This is a genomic window from Blautia stercoris (genome assembly GCF_054657695.1).
In genome coordinates, this window is the sequence record NZ_BAAHYF010000002.1 from 1,013,648 (window position 1) to 1,037,724 (window position 24,077).

Consider the following 24,077-nt stretch of genomic DNA (forward strand, 5'->3'; position numbering starts at 1 on the left):
TTGAAAATGAAGAGGAAAAAATAAGATGAAAGCTTATGAACGTTTTTTAAAATATATTGCAGTTTGGACTGCAAGTGATGAAAACAGCAAGAGTGTTCCGACAACAAAAAGACAACTGGATCTTGGAGCGCTTCTTGTAGAAGAGATGAAAGCACTGGGACTTTCAGACGTAAAAATGGATGAATATGGATATGTGTATGGCTATCTTCCTGCTACCGAGGGTATGGAGGCAGTTCCGGCACTTGGCTTAATCGCACACTTGGATACAGCTCCGGATTATAATGGACGTGATGTAAAGCCACAGCTGATTGAAAATTATGATGGGAAAGATGTCGAACTTGGTACTTCTGGAAAAGTGCTTACGGTAAAAGATTTTCCAAGATTAAGCAGTTATAAAGGAAGAACGTTAATCACAACAGATGGTACTTCATTGCTTGGCGCAGATGATAAGGCCGGAATTGCAGAGATTCTTACCGTAGTGGAAGAACTGATGCAAGAAAAAACTCCTCATGGAAAACTCTGTATTGCGTTTACACCGGATGAAGAAGTCGGAGGCGGAGCAGATTACCTGAAACTTTCCGAATTTGGCGCAGTTTACGGTTATACTTTAGATGGTAGCCATGAAGGAGAGATTCAGTTTGAAAACTTTAATGCAGCCGGTGCGGAAGTCATTGTGCATGGAGTGAATGTTCATCCGGGAAGCGCAAAAGATATTATGAAGAATGCGCAGACCATTGCAATGGAACTTCACGGAATGCTTCCAAAAGCGGAGTGTCCGGAAAAGACGGAAGGATATGAAGGATTTTATCATCTGATGGAATTTAACGGGACTGTAGAGCAGGCTGTGATGAAATATATTATTCGTGATTTTGATCCGGTATTATTTGATGTAAAACAGGAGAAACTACGTCAGGCAGTAGCGCAAATCAATGCTATTTACGGAGAAGGAACCGCAGAGGTAAAAATCGAAGAATCTTATCGTAACATGAGAGAAAAGATTGAGCCATGTATGCAGTTAATTGAGTATGCAAAAGCAGCTTGCAAAGAAGCAGGAGTAGAACCGGATGTTTCTCCGATTCGAGGAGGTACAGATGGTGCGCGTCTGAGTTTCCGAGGTTTGCCATGTCCGAATCTTGGTACCGGTGGAGATGGCTTCCATGGTCCATTTGAGCACATAACGGTAGAAGGAATGGATTTATCCGTAGAAATCGTTAAGAAGATCATCAAAAAAATGTGATGTTTTTGTGATAAAACTTTACAGTGAAAGAAAATTCATGTAAAATACTTTGTGATAAATTTTACAGTGGTAACGGATTCACATAGAACACTTTGTGGTAAGAGGAGATATATGAGTGAATTATTATACAAAACATTAAGAGAAAGCGTAGTAAATGCCATTCGAACGAAAATTATGAAGCGTCAGATTCGTCCCGGAGAGCGGATCGTGGAGCTGGAGCTGGCACAGGAATTTCATACCAGTCGAGGACCGATTCGTGAGGCATTACGCCAGTTGGAAATTGAGGGGCTTGTAGAGTATACAAGAAACGTGGGGTGTTCTGTGAGAAGGTTTTCTCTTATGGATTCTTATGAAGCTTATTTGTTGCGTACAAATTATGAAATTGTCAGTATACGTTTGCTAAATGGAAAAATACCGAAAGATACGATTCGAAAAATGGAAAGTATTTTGGAGCATATGAAACATATTCCAATTGAAAAATTTGACAAAGTATTTGAATATGATAATCGATTTCACGAGCAGTTAGTGATAATGTCAAAACTTCCGCGTCTTGAAAAAGCATGGAAAGAGTTATATTTCAGTAATCTTTTGGCAGGCTATGAATTATTGAAAGATAAAGGAGAGATTTTGGAGCGTCAGTATGAAAATCATCTTGCAATTTTAGCAGCTTGTAAAGAAGGAGATTGCGAAAAAATCTGTCAGGAAGTAAAAAAACACTATTGGAGAACAATTTACCGAATTTTACAAGAACAAGAAAATGAAGATACAGAGTTGGAAAAAAACTGGATGATGGCAATTTAACCAAATCAAGGAAGTCCCCTGCTTTAATTGCAAAAAGCAATAAGCAAGGGTGGGGACTTGCTTGTATCAGGAGGGGGTAAGCCCTTTCTGATAAGCTGCGTAGCAGCTATTTGGTTATGAGCAAGTAGCGAAAGCGGATTGCGAATATCCGCTTGACTTAACTTCGGGATTTTTTGTTAAAAAGTGATCGAATAGTCTCATGTTTCGGGATAGCTTAAAATCGTGGAGGTGTAGATTATGGAATCTATGCATTTGTCAATTCACTAGGAAAAAACTGGAAGACAGATCAAATATGCCTTCAAACATAGAAAGCTTGTGAACGGACACCGCTGTACTTATAAAAGACAGTGGAATGAGGACAGGATTAATGCGGCAGTTGAGGGAATTATCCGCAAATTTGTGAAGAATTCAAAGTTTGCTCGGGAAATTCGTAAGCAGATAGGAAGCAGCATGGATACTTCAGAACTTGACAGGGAATATGATGGATTAAAAGACATGTGCATATATGTGGAACATTGTGATGGGACTTCAGCTTCTATTTTAAAAGTTAAGAGAAAAGACTCCGAAAGGGGTCTTTTTTGTTATTAAAAAAAATAATATTTATTGTGCAAATTTCACAAAATAAATAGATAAATTTTTACTAAAGCAATGGTAAAAAGAGTTTGACTTAAAGTAAAAAATTGTGGTAAATTTATTACTGAAATGAAAAATAGTGATACTTTAAAAGAAAAGAAGTGGGGAAGAGCAAATGAGTATTGTGATCAACAATTCAAAAAATGTTTTCTTGTTACAAACAGTTTCGAATAGTTATGCGTTTGGAATTGACGACCAGGGCTTAGTGAGACACTTATACTGGGGAAAGCGAATTGAAGCAGTTGAGGACTTTGAAATGCCGGTGTTGACAGAGGTATCTACAAATGACCCGGTCTATGAGATTACTCCAGAAGAATTTCCGGTTTACGGAAGTCTGCGTTATAAAGAGCATTGTCTGAAAGTAACATTTGCAGATGGAACCAGAGAAGTTGTATATGAGTATGTGGGATATCAAATTGAAAAAACAGAAGCATATGATGAGCTGATTCTTGAACTGAAGGATCAATATTATGCTTTGAAAATAGAATTACATTATAAAGTGTATGAAAAGTATGATTTGATGGAGCGTTTTGTAGTGCTTCATAATGAATCCAATGAGGCAATGGAGGTCGAGCAGTTACAGAGTGGACAGTTTCATATTCCGTATGAAGACTTAAATTTTACAAATGTGCATGGTCATTGGGGCGCTGAGCAGCAAAGGTTTGTACAGAAGGTAAGCTATGGAAAGATTTTAATTGAAAATCGAAGAGGAATCTCTTCTCACAATCATAATCCATATTTTATTTTAGATAAAGATGCAACGGAGACAAGTGGAGATGTATATTTTGGTGCGCTTCGCAGAACCGGAAATTTCAGTGGAGTGGTAGAGCAGACACCGTATGGTGAGACGTTGGTGCAGCTGGGCTTAAATGCGCACGACTTTTGTCTTAAGCTTCAGGCAGGAGAAACATTCACAAGTCCTGCAATTATTTGTGGTTATTCAAATAGTGGATTTGAAACAATGTCTCATAATCTTCATAACTTTGCAAAAGACTTTATCTTAAGAGCTGGGCTTCGTCCGGTTTTATATAATTCCTGGGAAGCAACAGAATTTGGTGTTACCTGTGAGGAACAAAAGAAGCTTGCAAAAAGAGCACAGGAACTTGGAGCAGAACTTTTTGTTGTGGATGATGGATGGTTTGGAGAACGAAATGGCATTGAAAATGGTCTGGGAGACTGGTATGTCAATGAAGAAAAATTCCCAAATGGTATAGATGAATTAATAAAAGAAGTAAAATCTTTAGGACTTTTATTTGGTATCTGGGTAGAGCCGGAAATGGTAAATCCACCAACAAAACTTTATGCTGAACATCCAGATTGGATTTATCACTTTGATACAAGAGAAAGTGATACTTCAAGAGGTCAGTATGTACTGGATATGACAAAAGTGGAAGTGCAGAATTTTGTTTATCAAATGTTAGATGACCTGCTTTCTTATCATGAAATTGATTATATCAAATGGGATGCAAACAGACCAATTTCACAGACCAATCTTCACAAAGATATCTGGTACCGACATATCGAAGCAGTCTATGATATTGTGAAAAAACTAAAAGAAAAGCATCCAAATGTATTATTCGAAGCGTGTGCTTCTGGTGGCGGAAGAATTGATTATGGAATCCTTGGGATTTTTGATGATTTCTGGACCAGTGATAACACAGACGCTTATGATCGTCTGACTGTTCAGGACAGTTATTCTTATATTTATCCAATCAAGGCAATGCGTGCCTGGGTAACAGATTGTCCGAATTTTATTTCAAATCGTATGATTTCTATGAAATTCCGTTTCCACAGTGCAATGATGGGAACACTTGGAATTGGCTGTAATATTTTGAAATTTACAGAGGAAGATAGCAATCTGTCAAAAGAAATGATTGCACTTTATAAGAAAATCAGACCAATCATTCAGGAAGGAGATTTCTACCGTCTGCAAAATACTTCTGAAAATGACTATCATCTTTATGAATATACAAAAGATGCAGAAGGACTGGTTTTCGCATTCCTTCCTCAGACCAAAATCGGACACCGCAAAGTGACTGTAAAATTAAGAGGCTTGAAAAAAGAGGCGGTATATTCTGTTATTCTTGAAACAAAAGAAATTAAAAAGAGTGGTGCATATCTGATGCAGCACGGTTTTGACCTTTGTCTGACAGGAGATTATGCAAGTACATTAATCCAATTTAAAGAAATTGAACGCAGATAAGCATTCCACCGCTTCAAGTGCGCAGAGCACTAAGCGGCGGGTGAGGGGAATGCTTCTGTCAGTGGGAGTTGAAAGCTCCCACTGACAGATCGCAAAGCGACTGCGTTCATGAGCAAGTAGCGAAGCGGATTGCGAATGTCCGCTTTACTGCAGATAAGCATTCCCCTGCTTTTTTACATTGGAGAATGATAAAAGTAATAAAACTTACGAGGGAGAACACATATGAAGTTAACAAATTTTAGTAAATTTTCATTTGGTATCGGTGCACTTGGAAAAGACTTGTGCTATGCCATCATTTCTTATTTCCTGATGATTTATTTCACAGATACTGTAGGACTGACACCTTTGTTTGTCGGTAACCTGTTTCTGGTGGCCAGAATCTGGGATGCATTTAATGACCCGATGATGGGATTTGTTGTTGATAACACTAAAACAAAATGGGGTAAATTCAGACCATGGATTTTAATTGGAGCAGTGGTAAACTCCATTATTCTTATCTTCTTGTTCCACAAACCGGCTGGAATGACAGGAACTGCGATGTATGCTTATTTTTCAGTGATATATATCCTTTGGGGAATGTCTTATACCATTATTGATATCCCATATTGGTCTATGCTTCCTTCTCTTTCAAGGACAAAAGAAGAGAGAGATTCCATGTCCGTAATTCCGAGAATTTTTGCCAGTCTTGCATGGCTGTTAATGGGAGCATTTGCAATCAAACTGGTTTCCATGCTGGGAAAAGGCGATGATGCAAAAGGATATTTTTATCTGGCAATTGGAATTGCTGTAATCTTTGTACTGACTTCTGTTATTACAGTTGTTTTTGTAAAAGACCGCAGTTGTTATGAAACAACAGATAAAAAGTCAGAAAGAACAACAATTAAAGATGCAATTCATGTTATCCTTGGAAATGATCAGTTAAAAGTATTTATCGGTGTTGTACTTTGCTACAATCTGGTTGTTCAGCTTGCAGGTGGTATTGCAATTTATTACTTTAAATATGTAGCAGGAAGCAACAGCTTGTATCCAATCTTCACAACGGCTTCTCAATTTGCGGAAATTGCGGCACTGTTTATTTTCCCAATGATTTCAAAAGATTTGAGCAAAAAACAGGTATTTGCAATCGCAAGTTTCAGTCCGGCAATTGGTCTTGCAGGATTGGTTATCAGCGGATTCTTTGCTCCGCAAAATGTAGTAATTATTGCAGTCTGCGGTGTACTTTACAAAATGGGCTCGGGTCTGACATTAGGTGCGACAACCGTTATGTTAGCCGATGTCATTGATTATGGCGAAGTGAAACTTGGAAGCAGAAATGAAAGTATTATTGCTTCCTTCCAGACATTGCTTGTTAAGACCGCATCTGCTGTTTCTGCATGGTTCATCGGTGTGGGTCTTACAATTGTAGGATATGTTGCAAATGCAGAACAGTCTGCATCGACTATCATGGGAATGAGAGTTCTTATGGGAGTGATTCCGACCATCATTACAGTGCTTGCATTTGTAATCTATGCAAAAGGATATAAGCTGGATGGCGCTTATCTGGAAGAAATTTTGAAAAAAGTAAATACGGATAAAAAGAAAAATAGTTAGAATAAAAACGCAAAAGAACCGGCTTATTCAGTCGGTTTTTTTGCATTACAGCAGTTCTTGTGATAAACTGTTTTTAATGAATTTAATAGATTTTTAGTAAAAATTTAAATATTGTGGAAGGGGAACTTATGGCAACATTAAAAGATATTGCATTAAAAGCCGGTGTATCTCAGGGAACGGTATCAAGAATTTTAAATGGCGACAGTACTTTGAATGTAGCGGCAGAAACAAGAGAGAAAGTGACGAAAATTGCAGTGGAGTTGGGATATCGCTCAGTATCTCAAAGGCACAAGGATACTAGAGTTCGAAATCAGGAAAAGATTAAAAACAGCAAAAACATTACGGTAGGAATTGCACAGATGTTTGAAATGCAACAGCTTCAGGATGATATTTATTACATGATGTTAAAAAATATGGTAGAAGCAGAGTGCTTTTCTAATGGCTGGAATACAGTAAGTTTATATCGAAACAGTGATGGGAATTTTGTGAAAAACAGTGATGGAAATTTAGAGGGAATAGTGGCAATAGGACGTTTTACAACAGAAGAAATTCACAGTTTTGAAAAGTATACATCCAATATTGTATTTATTGATTCCTCGCCGGATGAGATGAAGTATTACAGTATTGTTCCAAACTATCATATGGCAATACGTCTGGTGCTCAATCATTTTGATGAGATGGGATATGAGAGAGTTGCCTATGCAGGTGCAGTTTATACGTATAACAGGGTGAAAATGCTTACGATGGATCCGAGATTTTATTATTATAAAAATTCGATGATTAACAGAAATCTGTTTGATGAAAATCTGGTGATTGACTGTGAGATGAATTCCGGAAGTTCTTATGAGGCGATGGAACGCTATTTAGAAAAAAATAAAAAACCTCCCAAGGCACTTTTTATTTCCAGTGATGCTACAGCAGCAGGTATTTTGAAATCTATTCGTGAACATGGCTTCTTGGTTCCTGGGGATTGTAATATCGTAACTTATAATAATACAACCTTTTCTGAGAGCAGTACACCTCCACTTGATTCCATAGAGGTTTATTTAAAAGAAAGTGCAAAAGAGGCGACGTTTGCACTTGAGAGATTCTGGAATGCAGAGAAACTTCCAAGGAAAATTGTCATTCCATGTAGTTTGGTTATTCGTGGAAGTATCAAAAAGCAGGAAAATAATGATAAGTAAAAATTTTACTATAAAAATAAATAAATTTAGTAAAATTTTGTTGACAGGTAAAAATTTATTTGCTACCATATAGTTAGAAAACGTACTCTCGTACTTGAAAAAGCAAGTGCAGGAAAGAATCCGAGATTATATGAAGATTAGGGAGGAAAAATTATGTGGCTAGGAGTAGATTATTATCCGGAACAATGGCATGCTGATATGCTGGAACAGGATTTGGATACAATTGTAGAGCTGGGCTGTAATGTGATTCGAATTGCTGAATTTTCCTGGCATTTGATGGAGAAAAGAGAAGGGCAGTATGATTTTTCCTTTTTTGACCATGTAATAGAAAAAGCAAAAGAACGAAACTTAAAAATTATTATGGGAACACCGACGGCTACAATTCCGGCATGGCTTGCGGCAAAATATCCGGATATTGTTTCTGAATTTGAGGGTGGAAAAAAGAGAACTTTTGGTGGAAGACATGTGTATTGTTTCAATAGTCCACGGATGTATGAATATTCTGAGAAAATCATTCGGAAATTAGTAGAACATTATAAAGAGGAAACGAGTATTGTAGCGTGGCAGATAGATAATGAGATTGGTCATGAAGGCAGTGATATATGTTATTGTAAAAACTGTCAGAAAAAATTCCAGAGCTATCTTTCTGAAAAATTTGCAGGAAATATTGACCGGTTAAATGAAGCTTATGGAACTACTTTCTGGTCACAGGAATACAATGATTTCTCAGAAATCCCAATCCCTATGGAGACGATTACAACGCATAATCCGGCTTTGAGACAGGACTGGGAGAGATTCCGCAGTCAGTCGATTGTGGATTTCATGGAGTTTCAGGCAAATCTTGTAAGAGAAATCATACCGGATGCAGTTGTCATGCATGATTTTCCAGGTGGAGGATTAGGAAAACATGTGGATTATTCAAAAGTAGCAAAAAGTCTGAACCAGGTAGCCTATAATAATTATCCGGTGTGGGGAGGTCAGAAAGAGCCAATTCAACCTCATGAAATTGCATTTGGACTGGATTATATCAGAGGCTTAAAAGGGGAAAATTTCTGGATTACAGAAGCCATTATGGGAGCTCAGGGTCATGATGTCACAGGTTTTCTTCCGAGACCGAATCAGGCAAAAATGTGGTCCTATCAGAGTATGGCGCATGGTGCAGATTCCTTAATGTATTTTAGATATCGAGGTGCAACAAAAGGTGCAGAACAGTTCTGTTATGGAGTCATTGATGCAGATAATGTAAAGCGTAGAAAATTCTATGAAGTACAGAGTTTCTTCCGGGATATTTCCAATTATAAAGAAGCAATGGAAGCCCCGATTAAAAATGAGGTTGCGATTGTATATGACTATGACTCACTGGCATCTTTCAGAATCCAGCGACAGAGCATTTTGTTAGACAGTTCGGTAGAAATGCAGAAATTCTATAAATCATTCCATGATCAGAATGTCGGTGTGGATGTGATTCCGGAAGATAGAGATTTTTCTGACTATAAAGTAGTGATTCTGCCACAGATGATTATTACAAAACCGGAGATGGAAAAACGTATCCATGAATTTGTAAAAAATGGCGGAACAGTGGTAGTTACTTACCGTCATGCAGTAAAAGATGTGGACAATAATATTCCATTTGGTGAAACGATGCCGGTTCATTATGGAGACTTAACCGGTCTTAGTGTAGAAGAAACCGAAAGTCTTCAGGATTATGAGGCATTTCCGGTAATCGGAACTGGTGAATTTGAAGGGATTTCCGGAAAAGGCGGAATTTTCAGAGATATGATTCAAGTCAAAGATGCAGAAGTGTTATTCCATTATGGCGACCAGTTCTATGAAGAATTTGCAGCAATTACCAGAAAGAAAACCGAAAAAGGAACGACTTATTATGTAGGATGTGGTCTGGAAGAAAAGATTACCAATCTTTTGATGGAACACATTATGAAAGAATGTGAAATTAAGATGACACCTTCTGAAGAAGGTGTGGAAATCGTAACCAGAGGAAATGAGACACAGAAAGTGGTTATGTATATCAACCATAATGCGCATGAAGTGAAACAGGGAGAAATCACGCTTGCACCGTTTGAGTGTAAGATTGTGAGTTTATAAACAAGGATAAATAATCAGGGACGAAAGTCTCATCCCTGACTACTCCCCTTCCACCCGAATAATAATAATATCATTTAATTTCAAAACCGTATTTTTTTGAGGAAGCACAGAAAAATCATCACGTAAAACAAGAAAGATGGTGATTTGCTGTGCTTCTTCCATTTCTTCTACAGTTTTTCCGGCATAGCGTTTATCAACAAACACTTCTGCAATTTCCTGAATGTCCGCATCTTTTAAATCAGAAATACTGCTTTTTCTCTGGTACTGCTCTACGAAACCGGCGCTGATGATACCGGTTGGAATAGCGACTGCTCCGACACCAAGATAGGCGATACAGATTGCCATGATACGTCCAAGGGCTGTAATCGGATAAATATCACCGTATCCGACGGTGAGCAGAGTTGACATGCTCCACCAGATTCCGCTAAAGGCATTGCGAAAGACGGCAGGTTGTGCTTCATGTTCCACACTGTACATACACAGACTGCTTGCGAGCATCAAAATCAAGACAATAAAAACCGAAGAAATAATCTGGTTTCGTTTTTCATAAAGAACCGTTGTGATGACATTAAATGAATCATATTTTGCATTGAGACGAAACAGATGAAAAATTCTGGCAACGCGGAGCATACGGAAAATGACAAAACCGGATAAGAAAAAAGCCGGAATGATGGTCAGTAAATCAATAATTCCATCAAAAGAAATCAAGAATTTAAAACGTGCATGTCCGGCAGTTACTTCCGGGTAAAGATAGTTTGCAGTCCAGATGCGCAAGATGTATTCAACACAGAAAACAAAAACCGTGACAGCCTCTACTGTTTTAAATAGACCGGAAAAAGAGGCTAACTGGTCAAACGTTTCCAAAAAAGTGATAATAATATTACCGACAATGATAATCGTAATAAAAATATCAAATGCACGACTGATTTTATTGCTTTTATCTCCAATTTGAATGATGTTAAATATCTTTTCTTTCATAAATAATAAAAAAGCCTTTCTTTTGTAAGTATTTCTTAGTAAGAAATCCAATATATATTACAGTTAGTAGTCTATCATATTCATATAAAAATCTCAAAAGAATGTTTGCCAAAGCCTGTTTTTAACACGGAAATGACAATATCTGTTATAATAAGATTAACGTGAAAGAAGCATTAATATTAATTGTGCTGCTGTTTCAGGTGCAGAAACTTTGTTGAAAGATGAAAACGAAGTAGTTCTTTATGTTGGCTATGGCTGCGGAAAGGAGAGTCCATGAGATTAAAAAACGTATTAATTATTGTAACAGATATTGATAAATCCAAACACTTTTATCACGACCTTTTTGGTCTGGAAGTTGTTCTGGATAACAACGAGACCGTAATCTTAACAGAAGGACTTGTATTACAGCAGAAAAAAATCTGGCAGGATTTTTTGAAAAAAGAAGTGAAACAAAAAAATCATGCCAGTGAGCTATATTTTGAAGAACGTGATATAGAAAAATTTGTAAAAAAACTAGAGCAGTTGTATCCAGAAGTAGAATATGTCAACAAGCTGATGGAGAATGATTTTGGGAAAAAGATTGTTCGATTTTATGATTTGGATGGAAATCTAATCGAAGTGGGAACTCCGATGTGAGCTGAAGAATAGAAAGAAGAAATGTAAATGAAGAACAGAGATATAAACACAACACTTTCACTGGAATCTTACCTTGGAAAGTTTATAAAGGTGAAAATCGACCGTCCCCTTGCTTCAAGACATCCAGAGCACGGATTTGTATATTGCTTAAACTATGGTTTCATTCCAGATACCGTATCTGGAGATGGAGAGGAAATCGATGCTTATGTTGTCGGAGAATTTGAAGCTGTGGAAGCTTATGAGGGATATGTCGTGGCAGTGATTAAACGAAAAAATGACGTGGAAGACAAGCTGGTTGTCTGTAAGGAAAAAGAAAAATACAGCAAAGAGCAGATTGCAGCACTGGTGGAATTTCAGGAACGTTTTTTTGAAATGGAAATCCAAATGCTTCAGAATTAAAAATAAGATTTTTAAATTTGTTGTACCAACAACATAATTTTGCCTCCATTTGTTTTACTATGTGTTTGTAAACAAGACAGAGCTAAAACAAACGGAGGTATTTTTTTTATGGTTCGTAAAATTATTGAGATAAATGAAGAAAAATGTAATGGATGTGGGGCATGTGCATCAGCTTGTCATGAGGGAGCAATTGAGATGATTGACGGAAAGGCGAAGCTGACCAGAGATGATTACTGCGATGGGTTTGGAGACTGTCTGCCAAATTGTCCAACCGGAGCAATTACATTTGTAGAAAGAGAAGCAGCCGCTTATGATGAAACAGCAGTAAAAGAGAATATGAAAAGAAAAGCGCAGGAAAGGAAAGACAAAGAAGAAAAATCAGGAAAAACAGTATTTTCCGGATGTCCAGGACATGCCCTGCATCAATTCAACAGAGAAGAAAGTATAAAAAAAGAAGAAACTGCCAGAAGAGTCCAGCAGTCCCAGCTTGGTCAGTGGCCATGCCAGATTAAGTTAGTGCCGGTCAATGCGCCTTATTTTGATGGAGCAAAACTTTTAATTGCGGCAGATTGTACGGCTTATGCTTATGCGAATTTTCATCAGGAATTTATGAAAGGAAAAATTACATTGATTGGCTGTCCAAAACTGGATTCCGTAGAGTATAGTGAGAAACTGACCCGGATTATTGCTGAAAATAACATTAAAAGTGTGACGGTGCTTCGTATGGAAGTTCCTTGCTGTGGAGGGTTAGAACGAGCAGCAGTAACCGCTTTAAAAGACAGTGGGAAATTTATTCCGTGGCAGGTTGTAACGATTACAATTGATGGAAAAATCAAAGAAGATTAAACTAAAATCGGCAGGAGCGAAAAATTCGTTCCTGCCGATTTTGAGGTGTGGACTTGATTGAGTTGGTTAAATTACAATTCCATATTTATGAATCCGGTACTGCAGACTTTGGCGTCTTAATCCGAGTGCATCTGCAGTTTTTGTGATGTTGTATCCAAAGTGTTCTAATGCCTTTAGAATCAGCTTGTGTTCATAATCGTCCATCAAGTTTTGTAAAGAAGTATCTTGAAAGTCAATGGAAGCTCGAGTTGAGTCAGGTTTTTCTCTGGGCGATTGTTTTAGCAGGTAAGAAGGAAGGTGCTCTGGTAAAATCAGCGGTCCGTCTACGACGTTCTGTGCATAGTCAAGCACATGGAATAATTCACGTACATTTCCGGGCCAGTCATAAGCATGGAAAATATCCATGACTTCAGAACTGACTTCGCTTAAACCATGTACATATTGAAAAGCGGTAGAAGAGAGATGGTAGTTCGTTAATTCTTCTAAATCTTCTTTATGTTTTCTAAGAGGAGGAAGTTCAATCATAACAGTAGAAAGACGGTAGAAAAGGTCTCTTCGCAGTTCATTGTCTTTGATACACTGAAATGGGTCTTTATTGCAGGAAGAAATAATCCGTACATTCATTTTGATATCTTTTTGTCCGCCAACACGACGGAAAGAGCGCTCCTGAAGAGAACGCAGAATTTTTGACTGCATGGCAAGGCTCATGGAATTCATTTCGTCTAAAAACAAAGTTCCGCCTTCTGCTTCTTCAAAATAGCCGGTGCGGTTTTCACTTCCGGTAAAACTTCCTTTTTGAGTTCCAAATAAAAGACTTTCAATCAGAGATTCCGGGATTGCAGCGCAGTTTAAGGCAACAAATTTTTTGTCCTTTCGGGAGCTGCATCTGTGAATACTCTGGGCAAATACTTCTTTTCCGGTTCCGGTTTCTCCGACCAACAGAACAGAACTTTCCTGAGGCGCAATTTTTCGAGCAATAATGATTGCTCTTTGAAGAGCTTCGCCATGTCCCACTACATGCTCAAAGGTATATCCGGAAAAACGGGTAGGAGAGGAAGCAGGCTGAAAGGACTGAAGCGCTTTTTCGATTTTCTGCATTTTTTCTTTGTAGGCTTTTACAATTTCGGAAGTTTGTTCAAAGGTCACTGCTCCGATAATCTGATTTCCATGTTTGATTGGATGGGAAGTATTGGCAGAGGAAACCAGAACCCCATCTGTCGTACGAAAATTGTCCACACGATTTACAACCGGAGCACGATTCCTGAGAGCAGTAAGAGTGGTGCTGATATCTTCATCGATCGCAAATAAGTCAAGCAGATGGCGGCCATTTACATCGAGAGTTGATGGAATCTGAGAGATTTTACGGCTGGCACGGTTGAAAAAGAGCGCATGTCCGCTCTGGTCATAAATCTGTACACCATCATTTACCAAATCTAAGGCATTTCTAAATAAATCTTCTGTGTAATCTTGACGAAGCAGGAGGTAATAGAAGGTTTTATCGGGTGCATTTAAACGTTTAAAATAAAACTGCTCTTCATCCCAGATAAAACTTCCTTCTGTTTCTGAGGCAGAAATCGGAAAAACTGAAGTAATATGCCGTTTTTCATGAACCCAGTTTTTAAAGAGCAAGTTGTAGGTTTCTTTCGTAGTGTCAGTTCCAAAATCTGCCTGAATAATTTGAAGTTCGTAGTCTGTAAGAAAAAGAATATCAAAAAATAGTTTCATAATATAAGCCTCCGCTCTGAATGAATTTATAAAAAATATAGCAGGAAACAGGAAAAAAAACAAGAAGAAAGTGCATAATGAATTGGCAGAGCGCAAAATAATTATGCACTTGTGAAAGTGAAAATATGAAATGATAAAGAAAAAAAGGAAACATTACGACGAAATTTGGTATGAAACTGAAATTCTGAGTCGAATTTTAGGGAAAAATAAAAAAAACAAAGAAAAAATTGGAAAAATCTGAAAAGTTGGCACGAAATTTGCTTATATATTAGAGTAACAAATAAAGAAAGAAGGGAGAGAGTCGATAAAAATTTTTGAAATCTTTGTTTTGACCAGACAGGGTTTTATGAATTTTATATTGACCAAAAAAAGCATGGAAGAAAATACAAAAAACAAAAAACCTATAAGATGGAATGTCTTTATCCCATGTTTTCTGGTGATTGGCGGGGCAGCTATCTTGGGAATTGTAAACAATGAGTGGCTGACAGCGGTAACGAATGAGATTTTCTCATGGTCACTTGGTTCTTTTGGATGGCTGTACCAGATTATTGCAATGCTGACATTAATTCTTGTAGCACTGCTGACATTTACTAAGATTGGAAATATCCGTTTTGGCGGAAAGGACGCAAAATCAAAGTATTCCTTTGGTTCCTGGTTTGCAATGACCTTAACAGGCGGAATTGCAACCGGATTGATTACTTATGGTGTAAATGAAGTTCTGATTTATTATGGAAATATTTATGGAGAACTGGACGGTTACGGAATTGCAGCACTTAGCGATGAAGCTGCTTATTTTTCAATGGGAAGATGTTTTTATAACTGGACATTCATTCCTTATGCGATGTATGCTTTATCAGGTGTAATTATTGCTTATATGTATTTCAACAGAAAAACAGAATTATCGGTTGCGGCATCATTAACTCCTCTGTTTGGAGATAAAGTAATGAATGGTTTTTGGAAAGCTTTAATTGATGTATTATCTGTTCTTGCAATTGCACTTGGTCTTGCATCTTCTCTTGGTGCAGGTCTTGCCTTAATTGGAACAGGTCTTTCTTCTGCTTATGGAATTGCCCAGGGACCGATTGTATGGATTGCACTGACTGCTATTATCACAATTACATTTACGGTTGCATCAGTAACCGGAATTGATAAAGGAATTAAATGGTTGGCAGGTCTTACTTCTAAGATTTTCTATGTACTTTTAATTGTATTATTTATATTAGGTCCGACACTGTATATTTTAAATATGGCAAACGTAGGACTTGGATACTGGTTGGATCGTTTCTGGATGTGGGGATTTGACCCATATACAGTGGGAGGAGAAGCGCTGGTAACATGGTGGACCATGTACGACTGGGCAATCTGGATTGCCTATGCACCGTTGATGGGTATTTTCTTTGCAATTATTGCCTATGGAAGAACCATTCGTCAGTTTTTAGTGATTAACTGGATTTTACCATCCACATTTGGTTTTGTATGGTTTTCCGTATGGGGTGGAACTGCTTTAAAATGGCAGATTAGCGGAAAAGCAGATATTATTGCAACCATTCAGGAGCAAGGCGCAGTTGCAGGTATCTGGGAATTTTTAAAACATGTTCCACTTGGAAGTATTATTATTCCGGTTATTATCATTGCATTGATTGCGGCATTCTCAACAACTGCCGATACCATGTCGACAACAATCGCAGCTTTATGTACAAAAGGTGCACGTCATGATGAAGAGCCGGCAATCTGGCAGAAAATCGTATGGGGTGTTTCTATCGGTGTGATCGCATGTGTTATGGTTGCTTTTGGCGGTGGCGCACAGGGTGTTGATGGTGTAAAATATCTGGCTGCCTGCGGTGGATTTGTCGTATTAATCATCTTCATTTTCCAGGTCGCATCTGCAATTAAATTATTCTTCTTTGATAAAGAAACGAAAAAAGATATTGAAGAAGGAAGCAAATATAGAGATTAAAAAGAAAATAAGAAAAAGTTTAGAAAGAACAGGAAAACCAGGAGGCATAAAGTGGAAACAAGCAAGGAAATAGAAAAAGTTATCTTAGGTGATTTTCTTCATTTAGAAGAATTTGTAGCAATCGCCCGATACCATGCAGAGGTTGCTTTTTCACAGGAGTATATCGAGAGAGTGTCAAAAAGCAGAACTCTGGTAGAAAAATGGGTGGAAGAAGAAAAAGTAATGTATGGTGTGACCACTGGTTTTGGTGCATTATGTACAGAAGCAATTGGAAAAGCAGATACCGAACAGCTTCAGGAAAACATTATCCTGACGCATGCGGTTTCTGTCGGAGACCCGCTTAGTGAAGAGGGAGTAAGAGGAATTCTGCTTATGGTACTTCAAAACCTTGGTCAGGGTTACTCTGGTGTCCGTATAGAAGTATTAGAAGCATACAAAGAATTTTTAAACCGTGGTGTCACTCCAAGAGTTCCGGCAGACGGAAGTGTAGGATATCTTTCTTTAGAAGGACATTGTGCATTGGTACTGATGGGAATGGGAGAAGCATGGTATCAGGGAGAACTTTTAAGTGGAGCAGAAGCGCTCAAAAGAGCCGGGTTAGAACCGGTCAGACTCAGTTCTAAAGAAGGACTGGCACTGGTATCAGGAACAACTTCTCCAACAGCACTTGGAGCACTGGCATTATATGATTTACTTCAGGCAGCAAAAACTGCAGATGTTATTGGCGCATTAAGTGTAGAAACCTTAAAAGGAGTTATGAATGCGTTTGATGAAAGAGTGATGAGAATTCGTCCTCACAGCGAGCAGGGAAGAGTTGCCGCAAATGTAAGAACTATCTTAAAAGACTCAGGAATCATTGAAAAATATAAAGGAAGTAAAGTGCAGGATGCCCTGTCTCTGCGTTGCATTCCACAGCTTCACGGAGCTTCGAGAAAAACGCTTGAAGATGCAAAACGTACCATTGAGACAGAGATGAACTCCTGTTGCGATAATCCGATTATCTGGCCAGAGGAAGGCGAAGAAGATGTGATTTCAGCCTGCAATCCGGATTCTTCCTATGTTGGAATCGAGATGGACAGTGCCTGCATTGCAGCGTGCACCTTGGGCAAAATGTCTGAAAGAAGAAATAACAGAATTATTGATGAGAGTCTTTCCGGTTATCCGTGGTTTTGTATCAGCAAACCTGGACTAAATTCAGGACTTATGATTCCACAATATACACAGGCAGGTCTTTTAAATGAAATGAGAGTGCTGGCTTCACCGGCGACCATCGATAATACACCGACCTGTGGAAATCAGGAAGATTATGTTGCAATGGGATTTTTTGCCTGCAAAAAAGCCGGACAGATTGCAAAAAAATTAGAGTACATTCTTGCAATGGAACTGCTTTCTGATTATCAGGCACAGCAGTTTTTGGATAAAGATGTAGAAACATGTGGCGTTGCTCAGGCTGTCTATGGAGAACTCAGAAAACAGATCCCGGTTATGGAAAATGATATGCTCTTATATCCGCATATTGAGTACTTGAGAGATGTGATTCATAGTGGCAGAATATTAGAACTCGCAGAAACAAAAGCAGGTAAACTGCAGTAAATTTAGTTTAGTAAATGAAAACCAAGAAAAAGAAAGTGCTGGCTTTATGCCGATGACGAAAGGATTTTTAAAATGAAAAAAGAACCAGAAAGACTTGAGATGGATTTAAAAAAGATTTTCCTGACACCCCCGAATACCATGAAAGAGAAAATTACATTGATTGTCATGATGACAGTTGTGTTTATCATGTTTTTTGGACCAACTGTGTTTTCAGAAATCTCTCCGGTCAGAGGAATCATAATCTCCGCACTTCCGGCACTTTCTATTTCGTGGGGGTGGATGGTACTGCTCAGAAGTTTGTTTCGGAAAAGAGAATTTTCTAAACAGACAGAAATAAAAATAAGAAAACGATAAAGCATAGAATACCCGAAAAAAGAATCCTGTCCTCCCAGGATTCTTTTTTTTTGACAAAGGGTATGATAAAATAAAGGAAAAAGGTGATCGGAGGAAAACGAATGAAAGAAGTATTAAAAATTAAGGTGGAAAAACCGCAGTATGTGACAATTACGGGAATCACGTATGCACAGGTGGATTCCTGGTATGGGCACTGCCGCAGAGATTTAAAACTGGATTTGATTTATCCGGAGGATTTTAGTGGAAAAACATATCCTTGTGTAGTCTGGATTTGTGGCGGGGCATGGCTTCGCATGGATAAGTCAGCGCATTTATCCTATCTTAGCAAGCTTGCACAGAGCGGATTTGTAGTGGCAAGTGTAGAGTATCGAACCTCCAATGAGGGAGAGTATCCAATGCAGATTCAGGATGTAAAAGCGGCAATTCGCTATTTGAGAGCGCATGCAGACCGGTATCGAATTGATGCAGAATATATTGGGGTGACTGGAGAATCCGCAGGTGGTTACTTAACTTGTATGGCGGCACTTGATGAAGATGTTTCACTGGATGTTGGAGATTATCTGGAGCAGTCAAGCAAGGTTCAGGCTGCCTGCCCATGGTATCCTCCAACTGATACCTCGAAGTTTCAATACCAAGAGGCAGAACAGTGTGCAGCATCACCGGAATCCCTGTTGCTGGGCTTTAATGTCATGAAAAATCCAGAAAAAGGATATGAAAATTCACCGGTTTCAAAAGTGACAAAAGAAGCACCACCGTTTTTAATTATTCATGGAACAAATGATCGTACTGTGCCGTTTTCACAAAGTGAAAGTCTTTATGAAAGCTTAGAAAAAAATGGTTGTGATGTGACATTTTTAGCTCTGGAAGGAGCAGACCATGCGGATTTACAGTTCTTTCAGGATGAAGTATGGGAGAGGATGATTTCATTTTTTAAAGAAAAGCTGACACGTATCTGTGAGGAAAATATAAAAAATTAATAGTGACATAAGAAATTCTGGAGTAAGTAAAAAGGGGAACAGCTATGAGGAAAAAAGGGGTATTACTTGTAGTGGCGCTCGCAGCGATTTTAGGTGTCTGTGCGTGTGGAACAAAACAAAAAAAAGAAGCAGTTTTTCCAGGACTGATAATTGGAGGAACTTCGTATACTCCTTATTTTTATCAGGATATTAATGGAAATTATTCGGGAATCGATGTGGATGTGGCAAAGGAGGCGTGTAAAAGAGCGGGATATACACCTGTTTTTCAGATGATACCGATTGAAGAGCGTTTTGTAGAACTGGAAAATAAGAAGGTGGATTGTCTGTGGTCTTATCTGACAATAGAGGGAAGAGAAGACCGATATTTATGGACAAATCCTTACCTTTATACACAGCGTGTGGTTGTAGTTCATTCGGATAGCACGATACAATCGCTTGCTGATTTAGAAGAGAAACGTGTGGGAGTACAGGCAGGTTCTACCTCAGAAAAGATTATCTTAAAACAAGTGAATCCGAATTTTCCTAAATTAGAGCAGTTGACCTGTTTTCGAGAACTTGATGAAGTATTTACAGCGTTAAGAAAAGGATATGTAGATGCCATCATCGGACATGAGGGTTCTTTACAGACGTATACGGAGGAATATCCGGGAGAGTACCGTTTCTTAAATATGAGTCTAAGAAGTGAAGCTGTGGGAGTGGCATTTCGAAAAGAGGGAGATGCGGGTGCCGTCCGAAGACTCAATGAGGCATTTGGGGAAATGCGCAAGGACGGGACAATGGAGAAAATTGTAGAAAAATATGGGTTAGATGTAGAAAAAAATGTATATGGAGGAGCGGAGAATGACCAAACAGAAACAGCGAAGGAGCAGTCCGAGTGAAAAGTATATTCTGCTTGGGCTAATTTTAGGAGGAATTGTTCTATTTGTTTTAACGCTTGGGCTTTCATTCAGGCATCAGAAAAAGGCAATTGAAAGAGAAGTATCAAGCACCTTAAATCTTGCAAAAACAACCTGTCAAAAATATCTGGATTATGAGATGGGAATTACAACTAAAGATTTACAGGATATGATTAATAAAATCAATGTGCTGAAATATTATACAAAAGAGGAAGAAAAAGCAGAACTGTTAGAGCAGGCCGAAAACCAGTATCTTTCCGGAGTGATTTTATTAGATGAAAATTTGCAGGTGGCAGAAAATGTAAAATTAGATAAAGCAGAAAATGAGACATTTTTAAAACTTATTTTAGAGGATTCTCAGGTAAAAGAAGTCTTACAGTTTCCGGAAAAAGTTTTTGCTGACAGTGTGGAAGTAGATGGAAAGAGTTATGAATATGCTATTGCCTCAAGAGTTGATGAGTCTGGAATCATTATCTGTTATTACGATACAACGAAGTTTCAAGATGATAAGTACGAAATCTCACTTAGTAATCTGCTAGATAATCTTGTGCAGAATAAAAATGAAGTGCTTGTTGTGACAGATGGAGAAAATGTAATCAGCAGCAGTGCGGGAAAACTGGAAGGACTTTCGATTTCTGAGTGTCCGATTTCAAGTGTTTTAAAGAACGACCAAACTCCAGAGGATCAAAATCTGATTGAATTAAAAAGTGAGGGAAAAACTTGGTTTGGAAAACATGATATGTACCGAAACTATTATCTGTATGTGTTTTTTCGTGCTCAGAAAATTTATCCGAGGATGTTACTGACGCTTGGCATTGCAGCAGGTTTGTATTTGATTTTTGCTCTGGTTGTATTATTGTTTGTCCAGTCTCAGAAGAGAGAAAAAATGGATCGGATGGAGAAAGAATTTTATTTGGTTCAGGCAATTTCAAGTATTTATGATGTGAATTTAATTCTGTATCCAAAAGAAAATACCTGGGAGCCGGTTGTTGAAACTTCGCAATTAAAAGAAATAATTACCGGAATTAAAGAAGCCGATAAGATGCTTACAGAATTTGCGCGGAAACTGATGCTTGAATCGGCAAGAGAGACTTTTTTGGAATTTACAGACTTAACAACACTTTCAGAAAGAATGAAAGAGCGCAATTTTTTAGGTTGTACGATTGAAGCAATTACCGGAAAATGGTACCAGATGCTATTAGTTTCTAAAAAACGTGATGATGAAAATGGACAGACATCGGTGTTGCTTCTTATAAGAAATGTCAGTGAACAAAAGAAAAAGGAGATGGATTATCAGGAACAGCTTCGTATCAGTGCAGAAAAAGCGGCAACCGCAGATGCCTCGAAGACAGATTTCCTTCGTCGAATGAGTCATGATATTCGGACACCGATTAACGGAATCCGCGGAATGACAGAGATTGGACTGGAATGTGTAAAAGAGCCTTCTCGCGTGAAAGACTGTTTTGAAAAGATTTATACCGCCTCGGATTTCCTTTTAGAATTGGTAAATAACATATTGGATATGAGTAAAATGGAAGCCGGGGAAATGGAAAGTAAAAATGAGTCATTTAATTTGAAGGAAATTTTAGACAATGTGGTAACAATTGTATCCGTGCAGGCGAAAAATGCAGGAGTTGAATTTCGGTATGAGTCGGTTGAAAATGAGCATTGCTATCTGCTTGGAAGCCCTCTAAACATCCAAAGAGTGTTTCAGAACCTGATGAGCAATGCAGTAAAATATAATCACCCGGGAGGGCTTGTGCAGGTTTCCTGTCGGGAGATGGAATCCGATGGAGAATGTGCAAGAATTTTATTTATCTGTCGGGATACCGGAATTGGAATGAGTAAAGAATTTCAAAAACATGCATTTGAAATTTTTGCACAGGAACATAAGACTGCGAGAACCACTTATAATGGAAGCGGGGTTGGGCTTTCTATCGTAAAGAAGACCGTGGATCTGCTTGGAGGAAAAGTAGATTTTGTCAGTGAAGAGGGAAAAGGTACGGTGTTTACTGTGGAGCTTACCTTAAAAATTGACCAAACCTATGAAGCTGAAAAAGAAGAAGTTCAGAAGAGGGAAGAAGAGATTTCTATTTCGGGAATGCATATTTTGGTGGCCGAAGATAATGAATTAAATCTTGAAATAGAGACTTATATGCTGGAAGAACAAGGAGTTTTGGTCACTCCGGCAAAAGACGGAACAGAGGCAGTTGAGTTATTTGCAAAATCAGAAATTGGGGAATTCGATTTGATTTTGATGGATATCATGATGCCAAGAATGAATGGATATGAAGCGGCAGAAGCAATCCGGAAAATGGAGCGAAAAGATGCCGGAGAGATTCCGATCTTTGCGGTATCGGCAAATGCTTTTTCGGATGATATTGCGGCAAGTAAGAAAAGCGGAATGAATGAGCACTTGTCGAAACCGATAGATTTTGACGAGATGATGAAGAGGATTGGGAAGTATCGAAAGAAAGTAGAAAGAAATAGAAGTTAGCAAACTTTTGTAATCTCCCAAAACAGTCCAATATCAGGTGGTAAAAAGGTAAACACGAAAAATAGCAGGGTAAAGATAAGCAGGATAGAAAATGCGGTAGAAGAAGTTTCTTTCTTTGATTCCGAATTTCTATACTGCTTATTTTCGCTCCATAAAGCGAAGAAAACAGCAACAAAAAACAGTGCGATATTTAGAAAATCAATGGATGTTCCAATCACACCAAGCAGAGTATAAAAGACAACTACAATTAGCCCCATGCCAAGAAAGATTCCACAGGTTCGGACCTGTAAAAAGTTTTTGGGAAGCCTATCCCGAAAGAAAAAAAGCTCAAAAATAGTCAGAAAAAACATGGGAAAGAATAATAATTTTAAATGTTCCCAGGTAGATTCATTTACGGCAGAAAAAAGCCCGACAATGGCATTGTTTTGTGACCATTCGTAAGTAAAATGAAGCAGAGTGCCGAGAATGGAAATAAAAAGAAACCGATAAATATTTGTTTTTAAAGTCATAATAAAATCCTCGCAGTATCTAAGGTTTCTGATAGTATATGCAGATGGAGAAAGAGATATACAAAAAAGTAAAAATGATGTAGAAAAGAGATACTTGATATGGTATATTTTTTGATAGAAATCTGCAAAAATGGAGGAAAATGCAATGGATAGAAGCCAACCAATGGAATTAGCCAACATGTGTATGCTCTATGATGAGAAGGGACGTGTTCTGGTAGAGGAAAAAATACTCGGAGAAAATGAGAAGGGAATTATCTTTCCGGGTGGGCATGTAGAGCCGGGAGAATCTCTTAAGGATTCCGTTATTCGTGAGATGAGAGAAGAAACCGGTCTTATCATTTCAAATCCAAAGCTTTGCGGGATAAAAGACTGGATTCGGGAGGATGGAACAAGGTATCTTGTACTTTTATATAAGACGGATGAATTTACAGGAGAATTGAAAAGTTCAGAAGAGGGGAAGGTGTTCTGGGTAGAACGGGAAAACCTTTCATCTTTAAATCCGATTTGGAATTTGAATGAACTAATGGAAATTTATGAAACCGATGATTTCTTTGAATTTTTCTTCGCGTTTAAAGATGGAAAATACGAGGATGGAACGCTGGTAGGATAATCAAAGCGATAACCGGAAATTTGGGGAAAGAAAGACCGCTTGACAAACTCTATGATAAAGCGTACTATGAAAGAAATATGACAAAATTCAACAAAACAATGAAATAAAATAAATGAATCGATAGTACAAATGCATGAAAATCGGATGATTTTCGGAACGTGCGGTGAGATTCCGCAACAGACTTTATCCCTACTGTAATCAGGACGAAAACTGCGAATCCATTGGAAGAAATTTCTTCTGAGAAGGGCAGCAAGTAGGTTAGAACTGCGAGCCAGGATACAGGCATTTGGAGATTAAAACACAAAATTTGTTTCCGCAGGCATAGACGGAAACAAATTTTTTGTACGAT

General features: G+C 38.2%; 20 protein-coding genes and 1 riboswitch. Of the genes, 17 read left to right on the plus strand and 3 right to left on the minus strand.

Annotated elements, in window-relative coordinates:
* The first annotated feature begins 25 nt into the window (after positions 1 to 25).
* The 7 genes from pepT (at position 26) to ACYQ2D_RS14515 (ending at position 9,751) form a co-directional block, all read left to right on the plus strand.
* Entirely contained in the window at positions 26 to 1,237 is a 1,212-nt protein-coding gene (gene pepT / locus ACYQ2D_RS14485; protein WP_118701130.1) for a peptidase T, read from the plus strand.
* A gap of 111 nt (positions 1,238 to 1,348) precedes the next feature.
* The gene (locus ACYQ2D_RS14490; RefSeq protein ID WP_117457224.1) at positions 1,349 to 2,038 is read left to right on the plus strand and encodes a GntR family transcriptional regulator; all 690 of its coding nucleotides are present in this window, start codon (positions 1,349 to 1,351) and stop codon (positions 2,036 to 2,038) included.
* A 450-nt stretch (positions 2,039 to 2,488) separates the two neighbouring features.
* The gene (locus ACYQ2D_RS14495) at positions 2,489 to 2,626 is read left to right on the plus strand and encodes a hypothetical protein (protein WP_459785932.1); all 138 of its coding nucleotides are present in this window, start codon (positions 2,489 to 2,491) and stop codon (positions 2,624 to 2,626) included.
* A gap of 160 nt (positions 2,627 to 2,786) precedes the next feature.
* Positions 2,787 to 4,874 carry an alpha-galactosidase gene (locus tag ACYQ2D_RS14500; RefSeq protein ID WP_187558705.1) on the plus strand — a complete coding sequence of 696 codons (2,088 nt, stop codon included), beginning with the start codon at positions 2,787 to 2,789 and terminating at the stop codon, positions 4,872 to 4,874.
* 222 nt (positions 4,875 to 5,096) lie between these two features.
* On the plus strand, positions 5,097 to 6,464 hold the full coding sequence (gene melB / locus ACYQ2D_RS14505) for a melibiose:sodium transporter MelB (protein WP_187558706.1): 1,368 nt from the start codon (positions 5,097 to 5,099) through the stop codon (positions 6,462 to 6,464).
* A 128-nt stretch (positions 6,465 to 6,592) separates the two neighbouring features.
* Positions 6,593 to 7,648, plus strand: coding sequence for a LacI family DNA-binding transcriptional regulator (locus ACYQ2D_RS14510; RefSeq protein ID WP_459785934.1), 1,056 nt, complete (start codon positions 6,593 to 6,595; stop codon positions 7,646 to 7,648).
* A gap of 153 nt (positions 7,649 to 7,801) precedes the next feature.
* Complete coding sequence (locus ACYQ2D_RS14515) at positions 7,802 to 9,751, plus strand: beta-galactosidase (RefSeq protein WP_459785936.1); 1,950 nt, start codon at positions 7,802 to 7,804, stop codon at positions 9,749 to 9,751.
* Between the two features lie 39 nt (positions 9,752 to 9,790).
* Here ACYQ2D_RS14515 and ACYQ2D_RS14520 read toward each other — a convergent pair whose 3' ends face one another.
* Entirely contained in the window at positions 9,791 to 10,729 is a 939-nt protein-coding gene (locus ACYQ2D_RS14520; RefSeq protein WP_459785937.1) for an ion transporter, read from the minus strand.
* 273 nt (positions 10,730 to 11,002) lie between these two features.
* Between ACYQ2D_RS14520 and ACYQ2D_RS14525 the strand changes: the two genes are divergently transcribed.
* The 3 genes from ACYQ2D_RS14525 (at position 11,003) to ACYQ2D_RS14535 (ending at position 12,610) form a co-directional block, all read left to right on the plus strand.
* Positions 11,003 to 11,365 (plus strand): VOC family protein, encoded by a 363-nt coding sequence (locus ACYQ2D_RS14525; protein WP_459785938.1) that lies wholly within the window; start codon positions 11,003 to 11,005, stop codon positions 11,363 to 11,365.
* Positions 11,366 to 11,392: 27 nt separating this feature from the next.
* Positions 11,393 to 11,764, plus strand: a complete 372-nt coding sequence (locus tag ACYQ2D_RS14530) for an inorganic diphosphatase (RefSeq protein ID WP_459785939.1) — start codon at positions 11,393 to 11,395, stop codon at positions 11,762 to 11,764.
* Positions 11,765 to 11,872: 108 nt separating this feature from the next.
* Entirely contained in the window at positions 11,873 to 12,610 is a 738-nt protein-coding gene (locus ACYQ2D_RS14535) for an ATP-binding protein (RefSeq protein WP_459785941.1), read from the plus strand.
* 66 nt (positions 12,611 to 12,676) lie between these two features.
* Here ACYQ2D_RS14535 and ACYQ2D_RS14540 read toward each other — a convergent pair whose 3' ends face one another.
* Positions 12,677 to 14,335, minus strand: a complete 1,659-nt coding sequence (locus tag ACYQ2D_RS14540; RefSeq protein ID WP_459785942.1) for a sigma-54 interaction domain-containing protein — start codon at positions 14,333 to 14,335, stop codon at positions 12,677 to 12,679.
* A 373-nt stretch (positions 14,336 to 14,708) separates the two neighbouring features.
* Here ACYQ2D_RS14540 and ACYQ2D_RS14545 point away from each other — a divergent pair, with 373 nt between their 5' ends.
* The 6 genes from ACYQ2D_RS14545 (at position 14,709) to ACYQ2D_RS14570 (ending at position 22,609) form a co-directional block, all read left to right on the plus strand.
* The gene (locus ACYQ2D_RS14545; protein ID WP_459786189.1) at positions 14,709 to 16,292 is read left to right on the plus strand and encodes a BCCT family transporter; all 1,584 of its coding nucleotides are present in this window, start codon (positions 14,709 to 14,711) and stop codon (positions 16,290 to 16,292) included.
* A 51-nt stretch (positions 16,293 to 16,343) separates the two neighbouring features.
* Positions 16,344 to 17,885, plus strand: coding sequence for an HAL/PAL/TAL family ammonia-lyase (locus ACYQ2D_RS14550; RefSeq protein WP_459785943.1), 1,542 nt, complete (start codon positions 16,344 to 16,346; stop codon positions 17,883 to 17,885).
* A 72-nt stretch (positions 17,886 to 17,957) separates the two neighbouring features.
* Positions 17,958 to 18,239 (plus strand): hypothetical protein, encoded by a 282-nt coding sequence (locus tag ACYQ2D_RS14555; protein ID WP_459785945.1) that lies wholly within the window; start codon positions 17,958 to 17,960, stop codon positions 18,237 to 18,239.
* A gap of 101 nt (positions 18,240 to 18,340) precedes the next feature.
* Positions 18,341 to 19,216 carry an alpha/beta hydrolase gene (locus tag ACYQ2D_RS14560; protein ID WP_118701123.1) on the plus strand — a complete coding sequence of 292 codons (876 nt, stop codon included), beginning with the start codon at positions 18,341 to 18,343 and terminating at the stop codon, positions 19,214 to 19,216.
* A gap of 44 nt (positions 19,217 to 19,260) precedes the next feature.
* Positions 19,261 to 20,094, plus strand: a complete 834-nt coding sequence (locus ACYQ2D_RS14565) for a substrate-binding periplasmic protein (RefSeq protein ID WP_459785946.1) — start codon at positions 19,261 to 19,263, stop codon at positions 20,092 to 20,094.
* Positions 20,057 to 22,609 (plus strand): ATP-binding response regulator, encoded by a 2,553-nt coding sequence (locus tag ACYQ2D_RS14570; protein ID WP_459785948.1) that lies wholly within the window; start codon positions 20,057 to 20,059, stop codon positions 22,607 to 22,609. The genes ACYQ2D_RS14565 and ACYQ2D_RS14570 overlap by 38 nt, the downstream gene beginning before the upstream one ends.
* On the opposite strand, the gene ACYQ2D_RS14575 is transcribed toward ACYQ2D_RS14570, so the two are convergent.
* Entirely contained in the window at positions 22,606 to 23,118 is a 513-nt protein-coding gene (locus ACYQ2D_RS14575) for a DUF6512 family protein (RefSeq protein ID WP_459785949.1), read from the minus strand. The genes ACYQ2D_RS14570 and ACYQ2D_RS14575 overlap by 4 nt on opposite strands.
* 145 nt (positions 23,119 to 23,263) lie before the next feature.
* On the opposite strand from ACYQ2D_RS14575, the gene ACYQ2D_RS14580 reads away from it, so the two are divergent.
* The gene (locus ACYQ2D_RS14580) at positions 23,264 to 23,728 is read left to right on the plus strand and encodes an 8-oxo-dGTP diphosphatase (protein WP_459785951.1); all 465 of its coding nucleotides are present in this window, start codon (positions 23,264 to 23,266) and stop codon (positions 23,726 to 23,728) included.
* A gap of 112 nt (positions 23,729 to 23,840) precedes the next feature.
* Positions 23,841 to 24,030: riboswitch (cobalamin riboswitch) on the plus strand.
* Positions 24,031 to 24,077: the final 47 nt, after the last annotated feature.